Source organism: Candidatus Termitispirillum reticulitermitis (assembly GCF_054655775.1).
In genome coordinates, this window is record NZ_BAAIHG010000041.1 from 1 (window position 1) to 11,946 (window position 11,946).

Below are 11,946 nucleotides of genomic sequence, written 5' to 3' on the forward strand. Positions count from 1 at the left end.
AACGAAGCAACTGGTAAGCTAGGCGTGGTATTAGGCAAGCTCATAACATATCCTCATACAACCTCTCACACTCAGCTAAAGTTGCTGGTTTCTTATCAAAATATAGACACTGCCCCCCTGATAATACCAGCAATTTATCAGCGAAATTATAAGCCACTGATATATCGTGCGTAATAAGCAGTAACGTCCTACCTTGCCCCCGCAATTCGTCCGACATGCCGCTCAATATCCCCATCGCAGCCTTATCAAGCCCAGTATGTGGCTCGTCCATCATTATAATGGCGGGTTCATTAAGCATTGTCCTAGCAATGCTGACGCGCTGTAGCATACCGCGTGAATAATTGCGCACAAGTTCATCTTTATACTTAGACATTTCCACCCGTTCAAGCAGTGTTAATGCGCGTTCATTAGGGTTATCCACGCCATAGAGCGAGGCGTAAAACTTTAAGTTTTCCAACGCAGTAAGTCCAGCATATAGATGATGTGAATGTGATAGAACACCCACATGGGAGCGATAATCATCTCTCATATCGGCATAAGTTAGCGTGCCCGCACTAGGTTTAATCTGCCCTGATAGGAGTTTAAGCAGTGTTGACTTGCCCGCACCATTTGCGCCCAGCACAGCAACAGCATCCCCTTTGTTTAGAGAAACAGATAGCGGACGCAGTGCCCACCTTTCGCCATATCTACGACAAATCTTATCAGTTGATAGCAGGACACTACTCATTTAATCACACGTTTTTTGTCTTGTGTAGCATAGCGACAATCCCGCCGATGCACATCATAATGCAACCTACCCATATCCACATAACAAGCGGTTGAAATATTACCACCAACCGCGCCAATCCACGCTCTGTATCATAGCCGTCAAGCATCACGTATACATCGCCACGAATGGTGGAATAATATGCCACTTCACTGGTAGTTTGGGCATCTTTATTCTTATTAGATGGAATATACGTTCTATGTTCAGGCTCCAGAGTAGCTATTTTCTTCCCTTTGTTGGTGAGCGTCAATGGCAATGTTTGCGATAGATAGTTCGCCTGTTGTTCCACACGCACTTGCCCAACACTTATGGTATATCTATCAAACTCAAAGCTATCATCAAGCCGCACAACTACATCTTCACTATACTTATACAATGCTGAATACGTAACACCCAATGCCATTACTGCAAGACCTACGTGTATGATAATTGCACCCAACACACGATTATTCTTAAACGGTTTGACTATCACTGCCAGTCTAACAAATGATGCCAGCACAGATACTGACGTTAGCGTTAAAAGTGCACCTGCCATACTAGTCCAACCCAGTGCAAACGCCACAACAACAACGACAGACGAAACTATCAGCACTGGTATATATGCCTTGCCGAGCTTGCCTGTGTTCGTCTCACCATAGCTCATTACAGGCGCAAGCCCAGCAAGCAAAAATAGCACTACAAAAAAAGGTATTGATATAAAGTTGTAGCTAGCTGATTCAACGGTGATTTTCACCGACAGCAAGAGATTGCTTATAACTGGTAGCATAGTATAGGCTAGTATCGCTACCGTAAGGGCTATAAAACAAAGCAACGCCACAAAGAACATCCCCTCACGTGAGAGGAAGTTAAAATCTGCCGTATCGTCTAACTGTCGCCTATTTATAAATAACAACGCCACAAAAACTAGCGTCGTGATAACTATAAACGCCAAAAAAAAGTTGCTTAACGAAGACTGCCCAAATGCGTGAACCGAGTCAGACATTATTCCACTACGTGTTAGATACGTGCCGAAAATCGTCAGCTCAAACGTAATAAGTGCCAACGCATATCCCCAAGACTTTAGATGTCCCTTATGCTCGTATAACACCGCTGCATGCAGTAGTGCCGTGCCTGTGAGCCACGGGAACAGCGATGCATTCTCCACAGCATCCCACGCCCAATATCCACCCCAACCCAGCTCTACATAAGCCCACCAAGCACCAAGCACTATCCCTGCTGTTAAGAAAACCCACGCAAACAGCGACCACGGGCGTATCATCTTTATCCAAAATGTTGAAACATCGCCTACCATAAGCGAAGCAAAAGCATGCGCAAATGGAAGCATAAACGCCACAAAGCCCACATATAATAACGGCGGATGTATTATCATACCAAAATTTTGGAGCAACGGATTCAAGCCATTGCCATCCCTAGCTGTAAAGGGTAGCGTCTCAAATGGGTCTGTGACAAATCTGCACAAGAACAAAAAGAAAATAGTCGTGAAAATACCCGATATAAAAACATAACTATTATACGATTTATCGCTATCTCTCAACCTGTATAGTTCAAATGCAGTAAATATTACCGCAAGCCACGCCCACAATAGCAACGACCCTGCCTGACCAGCCCACAACGCAGTCGCTTTATAGACTAGTGGAAGTGCCTTATCGGTATAACTTGCAACATATACGTTATTAAAATTACCCGATACTAGATAGAATAAAAGCACCAGCACAGCACCTGTAATCAAAATCGCCTGCGCAATCAACGCATAAGAACCTACCTTGTAATAACTATCGTTGCGTTCACGCACAGCAAGGATAAAAGCAACGATTGCAACAATACCCACAACTAATCCAAGAACTAAAAAAACAACTCCCATATAATCCACCTATAATTTGTTATCGTCAGGTTGTGCCTCGTATTTTGACGGACACTTTGCCAGCAACTTGCGGGCAACAAACTCACCCCTATCAGCATCATATACCCCCTCTACTACTACCTGTGCGCCGACCTCAAAAGCATCTGGAATAGTTCCCCTGTATGCTACAGCCATAGAGTAGCCCCCGTCTTTCATAGTAAAGTTGGCAGTCCTTCCAAACCTATCAACCCTAAACTCGTTATCTGCAACAGTGCCTGCAACACGCAGTCCCTTACTTTGAGCAGGTTTAGCCGATTGTTCATTTGTAGCTACCACTTCAGATATATCTTTATAATAAAGACCGCCCACACTAAGCCCCATCATTATGAAATAAGCAAGAGCAACAGCAGCTATAGCAAAAGCAATAGCATATTTTTTGTAATTCCTCATATATAAATAACCTCAAGTTCCTATAAATATAACATCTTTGAGCAATATATCAAGCCATAGAATATATGATTGTTATTATTCTGATAAAATATTATTATAGTCGTATGACAAAAAAAGAAGCTAACAAAACTAATATTGGCGATGCAGAGCGTGTAGCTGCATTTATGTTGACATTTATCGTGTATGGCGCATTTGCATTGTTTGTGCTCGGCATTATAATGCAGGTGCTCGGGGTGAACGCCGCTAGCACTGATGAGTCATTCTCTATCAGACATTTTTATAGGTATCTGTCAGCTGCACCTAACAGCTACGTGTTTTACGGAGTTGCCACGTCCTTAATTCTAGCCACCCCGCTACTCGTGCCATTAGTATCTGCAGTAGTGTTTATACGAAACAAAGAATTCAAGATGGCTACTGTACCGATATTGCTATTGACAGTGTTTTTAGTAGGCATAGCATCAAGACTATAATATGGAGCTGGTAGAGATTACCGACACAGCCTACAATGGCTACGGGGTTGGCAGAACGAGCGCAGGCAAAGCCGTATTTATCCCATATAGTGTCACGGGGGACGTAGTTGAGGCTGAAATTACAGCTGACAAACCGTCCCACTGCACAGCAAAGATAACAAGACTTGTAAAATCATCTGACTGGCGCACCGAACCAGAATGTGAATATTATGAAAACTGTGGCGGATGTAACTTTGCCCATATACAATACGACAAACAACTTGAAATTAAGAAAAGAATCACACTAAACGCACTTAGGAAACATCCGCAAATGAACCATATAACTGAAAACTTTTCTATGGTATCAGACAAGCCTTTTAATTATCGTATTCGGGCAACGTTCCGCGTGCTAGATGGACAGCTAGGTTTTCTGCGCCCCGCAAGCCACGATTTTGTGCCTGTCAGACGCTGTTTATGTGTGAGTGAGACGCTCTTTGATAAATGCAAGACGTGGGCTACCAACAATAAAAAGAATGTAATGTTTGAAATAGCGGCGTTAGAGAATACTAATGGAGATGTGATAGCTGCTGTCCACAACTATCCCGCTGGGAGAACATCCAGCCTCGCTCCATTAAGTGGCATTAAATACAATAAAGACATACTTGGCTCATTCAGCATCATTTATCAGACAGCTGGCGGAGACGTACCTGTAGCTTGCGGAGGGTTCTTCCAAGCAAATAGATATTTGATAGATAAACTGCAAGCCTATGCCACTACTGATATAATTGGCAATGTGCTAGAACTCTATGCTGGCAGCGGCTTTTTCACGGCGGCAATGTTGAAAAATGGAGCGAATATCAGTGCCATAGAGCTTGATAAAACAGCCGCCTCGCTAGGCAGGCAACTGGGCTACCCTATCAAACACGGGGACGCAGCGTCTATCAGCGAGACCAACTATGATACTATACTCGTTGACCCTTCGCGTGAGGGACTGAGCACACAAACCATAAAAAAACTGCTGCAGATAAAAGCTGAAAAGTTTGTATATATATCGTGCAATCCTATGACACTAGCAAGAGATTTAGAAAAGTTCTCAATGAACTACAACATAGATGAAATTACCCTGTTTGATAACTACCCACACACGTACCACATAGAAAACGTAGCAAAACTCACAGCTGCATAATCAGCCACCCTGTATCCATATTGGTAATAGCACAACTTCTATTTAATTTCTATATACATTATAACCTGTTCCCTGCCTTCTAGCTCTGCTGTGACAGGATATATGCGGTGCTCTCTATCCTGCGAGTATGATGTCCGCATAGCACGCCGCAAAATACTGATAGGATAATTCCTGTCGTCCCCGTTATTCGTGCGCAAATCACGCCTATACCAACCCTTAAAATTCATACTCTTGCTGGTATCTGCACCTTTATAGAGCAATCTGTTGAACACAAGCGTGCTACCAGCCTTACATTCTAATAGATTCATCGCGGGCACAAGTTGAACTTCTCCATTCAAGACAAGCTCAATCTGATAATCTTTAATAGCCCCATCACTAGTAGCAGATAAGTCACCCGATACAACAGCACCATCACCACCATTACCACCATCACCTCCAGCACCACCATCACCTCCAGCGGCAATTGATGCATTATTCCTTGCTCCGTTTGTGGCGACAGTTGTTATATATGCCATGTTACTAGACGCATCAACCCTCACGCCATAAGGCAATCTGTGCTCATCGCTCGCCATTAAAGCATTTAGAGCAGATAGGACAGCATCCGCATTCGCCTCGTCATAGATAAGCTCTGCGGCAAAAAATACATCATCCTTGAATAGATACCTTATTGAATTCACTGGGACACCGTCCAACGCTAGGTTCTCTTTAACCTTTTCATACACAATGACACCATTTCTATAGGTGGCAACATGAGTCAGCCCCGACAACTTGCTAATGTTAGTTCCCCACTTGATACCGCGAAAATCGTCTCGTGTTTTATCTTGCGCCACTACCGCATAGCTAAATATACCAACATAGAGAGCTAATATCGTTGCCAATATCCTATACATTATGCAACCCTCCCACCTAGAAAGCAAACCCAGCATTTATCTCCAATATTATAGGCATAATGCCAAGTTCTGGCTCTTTGTAGTTGGCTGGCGTTGTGGCATCTATCACGCTAAGCGTTCCGTCTGGCAGAGGAGTTTTTATCTCCAACGGAAGACCGCTCACCTTCAAACCAAACGTAAAATGGTTCACATAAAAACGCAACCCAAACTCAGCCTGTGGCAACATAAAACTTATATTGCTAGATTGAGAAACTATATCTGAACTGTCAACCCCAAACTGGTCAATGGTTGCAGTCATAAACGAAAGTCCCAAACCAGCATACACATCCATAAAATCAGCAACAGGGTATCTCAACAAAACTACGGTAGATAGAGACGTCATTTCAAAATTCATTATATATGGAGAGGTTTCACCCTTTTTATAACCAAAACCTGCAGTCTGCTGTCCTAACGAAATGCCCACGTAGTCATTAAAATAAATTTGTCCTGTTATGCTTGAAACAGCCTCACTCGTAAGCTCTTTATCGCTTTTAGCTTCAGTAGTTGCATCTTTAGCATAAACCTTAATAGGCATAAGATACGTGCCCACACCAGCCGTTATGTTCCATTTCTTATTTGATATACGCGGAATTTTGGGGAACATATCTTCCTCAACATCAGCATCTTGCGCATTTGCCACAGGAACAACAACAAGTGCACACGCAAGTATAAATAAAACGCCAAATATAAACTTTTTCATTTATCAATATCCTCCAAAAACTATTTTTTATCAGACACTATACGTTGAACAATCGTTCCAACATTCAACTGTTTCAACACTTTGCCACTTGCAGAGCCAACTTCAAGCCAAGTGCCAGTATCGTTTATGTATTTAGATGCTTTAAGCGTAAAGGGCATAGGCGTCAAATGACAATAGGATTTGCCAGTCACATACTCTGTTTCAACACTTACACTATATGGTCTGAACAACATCCCCTCTCTAATACCACTATCTCGCGTGGCATTGATTAAGGCAGCTTTTTTGCCACCGCGTAATTGAACAACATACGCACGAACAGGGACAGCCGACAATAATTCGTCTGTAATCAAATTGCGAAAATATCTATTAAGTGCAGAGCTGACTAATCCAATCATCTTTTCATCAGTCAAGACCTCACGGTCAGTATATGCCGCATTAAAATAAGTATGAGAAGTCTTCTTATAGACCTGTTCAGATGTTTTAACCTTTGTCACCTTTAAGGTTACGTCTATAGTAACCCTGTAAGTACATTTCCCGCTCTCATCACAGGAATTAGCAGCTAGCAATGCCCTGAAATTATCAATGCTACCGTTCACCAGATAGTCAGCACCTAGTGCCGCCGCAAGTGCCTCATCATCTCTATCAGTAATCTTGCCCTTGCGCACAACACTTTCAGTGTCTATAACATTATAGCCACCGAGGGCAACGAACGCTCTTCTGATGTTGTTTCCTAGCTCAGAACTTATCTTTGAATCGGAATATGCAGTTTTGTTTGCAAAGTTAAGGACAGCAACGTTGATAACCTTACCGTTGGCATTAGACAAATACTCTGAACACTCGGCAGGCACACTATATTGATTATCCTTACCTTTCACATTATCGAGCTTGAGAATACTAGGCTCAAAATCCTTGCTACAAGTAGTAAGGGATAACAAAATTATACATATAAGCAGAACCTTATGCATGCCATAACCTCCAATAAGAATATCTTTTGTCTCATCGGCTAAATATAAAAAATTCTTTAGAGGTTATTACAACACCCCCTCCCTTACGGAAGGGGGCAATATAATCCATGCCGACAAGGGGGTTTGGCGACATAGATAGCCTATAAAACAACTAATCCAATTGTTTGCGCAGATACGTTGGCAGATTACCAGCCTCATCAGTGTTATAGTCATCAAATGATTGAATATCTTTATTCAACTTCGTAATTTTTTGCATATTGTTGACTATTATGTTGTTGTCTTTCTTTTTTCCTTTCTTATAGTCTATCAGGGATATTACCTCTGACGAGCGGTGGGTATTCATCTTCTTGATACCCGTAACAATTAAGCTCACGGTTATTGAACCGTCTGTGCGAGCGTCAAATACCAAACTTTGAGAGACAATAGTATTCTCGCCAACGTTCTCTTGCAATAACCCCATAATATCCGTGAACTCAATGAAGCGAAAATCATCTTCCGCTGCAGTTACCGCAAGTAGTGCACCATGCGCACTGCTTATATCGCAGTCGGCAAGTAGCGGGCTTTTCAACGCTTTCTCAAATGCTTCTTTTGCACGATTATCTCCAGTTGCAGTCCCCATACCCATAAGAGCGGGTCCTTGCGAAAGCATAATAGTCTTTATATCATTAAAATCAGAATTTATATGTCCTATGTTGTGCACTGTTTCGCTTATACACTTAACAGCCTGCACCAGAACATTATCTATGATTTCAAACGCCTGTTTGACGGTTGCGTTTTTATCTATCACGTCCACTATCCTATCAGCATCAAGCACAATATAAGAGTCAACGTGTTCTATCAGCTCCTTTAGTCCCAACTCTGCTTTTGCTAATATCGGCTTGCCCATATATTTCATCGGCATAACAATCACCGCCACAACAAGCGCATCAAGGTCTTTAGCAATCGCTGCTATAACAGGAGACGCCCCAGTGCCAGTCCCCTTACCCATACCTGCCGTGATAAAAATCATATCAGCCCCTGACATAGTTTCTGATATTAACTCCGATGTTGCAAGGGCAGTCTTCTTTCCCACCTCTGGGTCCATTCCCGCTCCACGCCCGTGCGTGATGTCTTTGCCAAGCAATATCTTATCAATATTTGCTGTATTCTTTTCAAGGTCTTGTGCATCAGTATTAGCGGCGATGAAACCAACATGCTGAACTCCCGCTGCTATCATATTGATGATAGCATTGCCACCACAGCCACCCACACCCACTACCCGAATGTCCGCCCCTTTAGGCGACTTGTTAAACCGAATATCAGTATTGTAGTCCATATATACCCCCGTATACCCTACACCATCACGTCTAAAAAAATTCTCCAACCAACTCTCTTAGGTTGTTGAATATACTACTTATCATATTATCATTGTTGCCACCAGCCTTTGCTATCACGTTAGCAGAGCTTCCCTTCTTTGCATGCATTAGGGCAAGCCCCACAGCAGTTGCATACGCAGGGTCGCTAACCATATCAGACAAGCCTCCAACATTGTATGGTCTGCCTACACGCACAGGCACACCAAGTATGCTAGTGGCAAGCTCTACTATCCCCTCCATATTCGCTACGCCACCAGTAATAACTAACCCGGCATTCTTAACAACATCCACTAACCCACTTTTTTGCAACTCACCTAATATTAAAGTAAAAACTTCCTCCGCACGTGAATACAATATCTGCGTCAATACCTGTTTGGCTAACTTTCTCGGCGGTCTGCCACCGACAGATGCCACATCAATCACAGCATCCGCTCCAACCATATCCATCCACACGCAACCATGCTCTACCTTTACGCGCTCAGCCTCTAGCTCAGACGTGGTCAGTCCAATTTGCAAATCTCTAGTAAAGTTAGCCCCCCCTGACTGCAACGTGGCTGTGTGATATACAGCCCCACGATTAAATACTGCCAACTCCGTAGTGCCACCGCCTACATCTATAAGTCCTATACCTATCTCTTTCTCATCCTCCAACAGCACCGCTTCAGATGCGGCTAGTTGCTCTAAATATAATTTTTCAATGCTGATACCCGCACCAGTGCAAGAGCGCATCATACTAGCCACATTGGAAACCGCCCCCGCTACAATATGCATATCAACTTCCAACCGCACACCATTCATACCAACAGGGTCTTTTATCTCCCCCTGCCCGTCTAATATGAACTGCTGGGGTAGCGAATGCAACACTTCAAAGCCCACAGGGATATTCACCGTTTCAGCAGACTCTTTAACGCGCACAACGTCGCCTCTAGTAACTTCCCCGCTTTTTACGGATATTAGCCCGTGCGAATTGAAACTCTTTATATGACTGCCCGCTATACCAGCGCAAGCAACCTTTATGCTGACACCACTCATTCGCTCAGCTTCAAGAACAGCTGATTGTATATCCTTAATGGTAGCATTTATATTAACGACTGCACCCTTGCGCAAACCCGTGCTGTCAGCCGTCCCTACGCCTATCGTATCAACACCGCCACTACTGTTTTTACGAACAACCACTACACGAACAACAGTCGTTCCAACATCCAATCCAACATATACGTTATCGGCACTTTTAGTTTTTGCTTTAGACATTGTTAGCTACCCCCTTCACATAAATCCTACCCTTAACCGTCACGTCCACACGCTCAATGGAGCGATAACGTTGATTTATATCATTTACAAACATCTGATAGTTATAGTTAAATACTTCTGCATTATACGGAGCAACAAAGGTTATCCCTCCATCAGTCAGTGTCCAAAAACCGCTTCTTAGCGATATTACCCCGCGCTGTGCCAACTCGCTAAATTCATACACCTTTAAGAACTCCTTAAACTCCGCATCTAATGGCATTTGTGCAACATCTATACGAACACCGCCACATGGTATCGCTATCTTCGCCCCGCTAGATACTAACGTGGCACATGCATTGCCATTGCGATAGCGCAAAAGCTCATACGCCTCCCCTACACGCACTACTATAGTGGCAGGTAGCACTCTGCGGACAGATAGCCGCTCCACCCAAGGCTCATTAGACAGTATATTGTCCACCTTTATATCAGAAAATATGTTCTGCCCCACCAACGGCTGAAATAAGAGCTTTAACTGCTCCATATCAGTCTTTTTAACTCCACGCACCTCAACGACCTGCACATTATACCTTGCACTAGCATAAAGTTTATGTTTTATAACCATAAAACCCGCACATAAAACGCCGATAAATATGGCGGTGCAGAACGTCTTAAAAAGTATTTTTAATATTGTCATTTTAGCCTACCCCTCAATTTATCTTAGCTTTGCGCGCCCAAGCGCATCTTTCAGCATAATCTCTAATAACTGGGCAAAACTTAACCCCACCTCAGCAGCCGCTTTAGGCACTAAACTGGTAGCGGTCATGCCCGGTATAGTATTTACCTCCAGCACATACGCCTTCTTGCCCGTATAGATTACGTCAACACGTGCCACACCCTCGCAGCCCACAGCATCGTAAGCGTCAAGGGCTAAATCGTTTAACTCTCCAAGTTTCTTATCTGCTATACCTAGTTTGAATAGATATTCAGTCGCACCCTTAGTATATTTAGATTTATAGTCGTAAAACCCGCTGACAGGCTTTATCCAAATAGCAGGTAAAACCGAGCCACACACAACAGCAAAGGTAAGCTCCTTGCCCTCTATAAACTCTTCAACTAGCACGTTCTCGCTATACTTCTTCGCTAGTTTGACAGCTTTCATGTAGTCTTTAATATCTTTAACGATTGTAAGCCCGATTGTAGAGCCACCACGCGCAGGTTTCACCACCACAGGTAGCAAATCTTTAAGCTCATCAAGATGCTGCTCGTCCTCATCGCTAGCCATACGCCAGTCAGGTGTAGATATGCCGCAAGCATCAAAATGAATCTTCGTAATCTGCTTGTCAAAAGCCAGCGCACTTGCCACAAGCCCAGAGCCTGTATACGGGATATTTAGGCTATCTAAAAAGCCCTGAATAGTGCCGTCCTCTCCGCCACCCCCGTGTAATGCCAACAAACATACATCGGGTTTGTCTTTAACCACCTTTAAGATTCCATCACCTTTAGTGTCTATCAGCGTCAGCTTCTTATAGCCGTCATCTTCTAGTGCTTTGTAGCATGCCGCACCGCTATTAAGCGATACTTCGCGCTCCTCACTGTCCCCACCGTATAGTATGAATATTTTTTTAACTTTTAATGTGCTCATCTGCCCCCCTCTCGCTCGGCTTTGCAGAAATCAGCAATTTTATGCGAAAAATTAGTTATGTTACCCGCACCAAGCGTTATTATTACTAAATTGTCCAACCCATGTTTCTTTAGAATACCGAATGCGTCATCTAGGGCAGACAAATGTTGCACGTCCTTAAACCCACGTTTTTTTATCTCACTAATCAGTGCTAAAGAGTCAATCCCCTCAATAGGCTGTTCCGATGCAGCATAAATATCGCTTACCAGCAGGCAGTCTGCATCAAAGAATGATTTGGCAAACTCCAACATCAGGTTTTCAGTTCGCGTATAGCGGATGCGTTGGAGAAGTTTGAGGGGGTGCAGCGCCGTCTATCTGTCCGCTATAAAAGCGATGATTTGATAGTGTTAGACGACTATGGACACCATCCGACTGAAATAAGGGCTACCTTAAAG

Annotated in this window: 13 protein-coding genes; 2 read left to right on the forward strand and 11 right to left on the reverse strand. The window is 43.4% G+C overall.

Annotated elements, in window-relative coordinates; genetic code table 11:
- Positions 1 to 40 precede the first annotated feature (40 nt).
- Genes AC1MDJ_RS05200 through AC1MDJ_RS05210 form a run of 3 tightly spaced genes read right to left on the reverse strand, consistent with a single transcriptional unit; the run spans position 41 to position 3,056 of the window.
- Complete coding sequence (locus AC1MDJ_RS05200) at positions 41 to 727, reverse strand: ABC transporter ATP-binding protein (RefSeq protein WP_479689895.1); 687 nt, start codon at positions 725 to 727, stop codon at positions 41 to 43.
- Between the two features lie 4 nt (positions 728 to 731).
- Positions 732 to 2,627, reverse strand: coding sequence for a heme lyase CcmF/NrfE family subunit (locus AC1MDJ_RS05205; protein ID WP_479689896.1), 1,896 nt, complete (start codon positions 2,625 to 2,627; stop codon positions 732 to 734).
- A 9-nt stretch (positions 2,628 to 2,636) separates the two neighbouring features.
- Positions 2,637 to 3,056: a cytochrome c maturation protein CcmE gene (locus tag AC1MDJ_RS05210; protein WP_479689897.1), complete on the reverse strand. Its 420-nt coding sequence runs from the start codon at positions 3,054 to 3,056 to the stop codon at positions 2,637 to 2,639.
- 104 nt (positions 3,057 to 3,160) lie between these two features.
- Between AC1MDJ_RS05210 and AC1MDJ_RS05215 the strand changes: the two genes are divergently transcribed.
- Positions 3,161 to 3,526: a hypothetical protein gene (locus AC1MDJ_RS05215; RefSeq protein ID WP_479689898.1), complete on the forward strand. Its 366-nt coding sequence runs from the start codon at positions 3,161 to 3,163 to the stop codon at positions 3,524 to 3,526.
- A gap of 1 nt (position 3,527) precedes the next feature.
- Entirely contained in the window at positions 3,528 to 4,691 is a 1,164-nt protein-coding gene (locus tag AC1MDJ_RS05220) for a class I SAM-dependent RNA methyltransferase (RefSeq protein ID WP_479689899.1), read from the forward strand.
- A 38-nt stretch (positions 4,692 to 4,729) separates the two neighbouring features.
- Here AC1MDJ_RS05220 and AC1MDJ_RS05225 read toward each other — a convergent pair whose 3' ends face one another.
- The 8 genes from AC1MDJ_RS05225 to AC1MDJ_RS05260 all read right to left on the reverse strand — a co-directional run bounded on the left by AC1MDJ_RS05225 (position 4,730) and on the right by AC1MDJ_RS05260 (position 11,802).
- On the reverse strand, positions 4,730 to 5,581 hold the full coding sequence (locus AC1MDJ_RS05225) for a hypothetical protein (RefSeq protein ID WP_479689900.1): 852 nt from the start codon (positions 5,579 to 5,581) through the stop codon (positions 4,730 to 4,732).
- 16 nt (positions 5,582 to 5,597) lie between these two features.
- Positions 5,598 to 6,320: a hypothetical protein gene (locus AC1MDJ_RS05230; protein ID WP_479689901.1), complete on the reverse strand. Its 723-nt coding sequence runs from the start codon at positions 6,318 to 6,320 to the stop codon at positions 5,598 to 5,600.
- 20 nt (positions 6,321 to 6,340) lie between these two features.
- A complete protein-coding gene (locus tag AC1MDJ_RS05235) occupies positions 6,341 to 7,285 on the reverse strand; it encodes a hypothetical protein (protein WP_479689902.1) in 945 nt (314 codons plus the stop codon).
- Between the two features lie 151 nt (positions 7,286 to 7,436).
- On the reverse strand, positions 7,437 to 8,600 hold the full coding sequence (gene ftsZ, locus AC1MDJ_RS05240) for a cell division protein FtsZ (protein ID WP_479689903.1): 1,164 nt from the start codon (positions 8,598 to 8,600) through the stop codon (positions 7,437 to 7,439).
- A gap of 31 nt (positions 8,601 to 8,631) precedes the next feature.
- A complete protein-coding gene (gene ftsA / locus AC1MDJ_RS05245) occupies positions 8,632 to 9,891 on the reverse strand; it encodes a cell division protein FtsA (RefSeq protein WP_479689904.1) in 1,260 nt (419 codons plus the stop codon).
- Positions 9,884 to 10,564, reverse strand: a complete 681-nt coding sequence (locus AC1MDJ_RS05250) for a cell division protein FtsQ/DivIB (protein WP_479689905.1) — start codon at positions 10,562 to 10,564, stop codon at positions 9,884 to 9,886. Before AC1MDJ_RS05250 ends, ftsA begins: the two co-directional genes overlap by 8 nt.
- 18 nt (positions 10,565 to 10,582) lie before the next feature.
- Entirely contained in the window at positions 10,583 to 11,512 is a 930-nt protein-coding gene (locus AC1MDJ_RS05255; protein WP_479689906.1) for a D-alanine--D-alanine ligase, read from the reverse strand.
- On the reverse strand, positions 11,509 to 11,802 hold the full coding sequence (locus AC1MDJ_RS05260) for a hypothetical protein (protein WP_479689907.1): 294 nt from the start codon (positions 11,800 to 11,802) through the stop codon (positions 11,509 to 11,511). The genes AC1MDJ_RS05255 and AC1MDJ_RS05260 overlap by 4 nt, the downstream gene beginning before the upstream one ends.
- Between the last annotated feature and the right edge of the window lie 144 nt (positions 11,803 to 11,946).

Excerpts from the sequence above, each read along its gene's own strand:
- AC1MDJ_RS05200 (WP_479689895.1), bottom strand. The coding sequence starts at position 727 with ATGAGTAGTGTCCTGCTATCAACTGATAAGATTTGTCGTAGATATGGC.
- AC1MDJ_RS05205 (WP_479689896.1), bottom strand. The coding sequence starts at position 2,627 with ATGGGAGTTGTTTTTTTAGTTCTTGGATTAGTTGTGGGTATTGTTGCA.
- AC1MDJ_RS05210 (WP_479689897.1), bottom strand. The coding sequence starts at position 3,056 with ATGAGGAATTACAAAAAATATGCTATTGCTTTTGCTATAGCTGCTGTT.
- AC1MDJ_RS05215 (WP_479689898.1), top strand. The coding sequence starts at position 3,161 with ATGACAAAAAAAGAAGCTAACAAAACTAATATTGGCGATGCAGAGCGT.
- AC1MDJ_RS05220 (WP_479689899.1), top strand. The coding sequence starts at position 3,528 with ATGGAGCTGGTAGAGATTACCGACACAGCCTACAATGGCTACGGGGTT.
- AC1MDJ_RS05225 (WP_479689900.1), bottom strand. The coding sequence starts at position 5,581 with ATGTATAGGATATTGGCAACGATATTAGCTCTCTATGTTGGTATATTT.
- AC1MDJ_RS05230 (WP_479689901.1), bottom strand. The coding sequence starts at position 6,320 with ATGAAAAAGTTTATATTTGGCGTTTTATTTATACTTGCGTGTGCACTT.
- AC1MDJ_RS05235 (WP_479689902.1), bottom strand. The coding sequence starts at position 7,285 with ATGCATAAGGTTCTGCTTATATGTATAATTTTGTTATCCCTTACTACT.
- ftsZ (WP_479689903.1), bottom strand. The coding sequence starts at position 8,600 with ATGGACTACAATACTGATATTCGGTTTAACAAGTCGCCTAAAGGGGCG.
- ftsA (WP_479689904.1), bottom strand. The coding sequence starts at position 9,891 with ATGTCTAAAGCAAAAACTAAAAGTGCCGATAACGTATATGTTGGATTG.
- AC1MDJ_RS05250 (WP_479689905.1), bottom strand. The coding sequence starts at position 10,564 with ATGACAATATTAAAAATACTTTTTAAGACGTTCTGCACCGCCATATTT.
- AC1MDJ_RS05255 (WP_479689906.1), bottom strand. The coding sequence starts at position 11,512 with ATGAGCACATTAAAAGTTAAAAAAATATTCATACTATACGGTGGGGAC.
- AC1MDJ_RS05260 (WP_479689907.1), bottom strand. The coding sequence starts at position 11,802 with ATGTTGGAGTTTGCCAAATCATTCTTTGATGCAGACTGCCTGCTGGTA.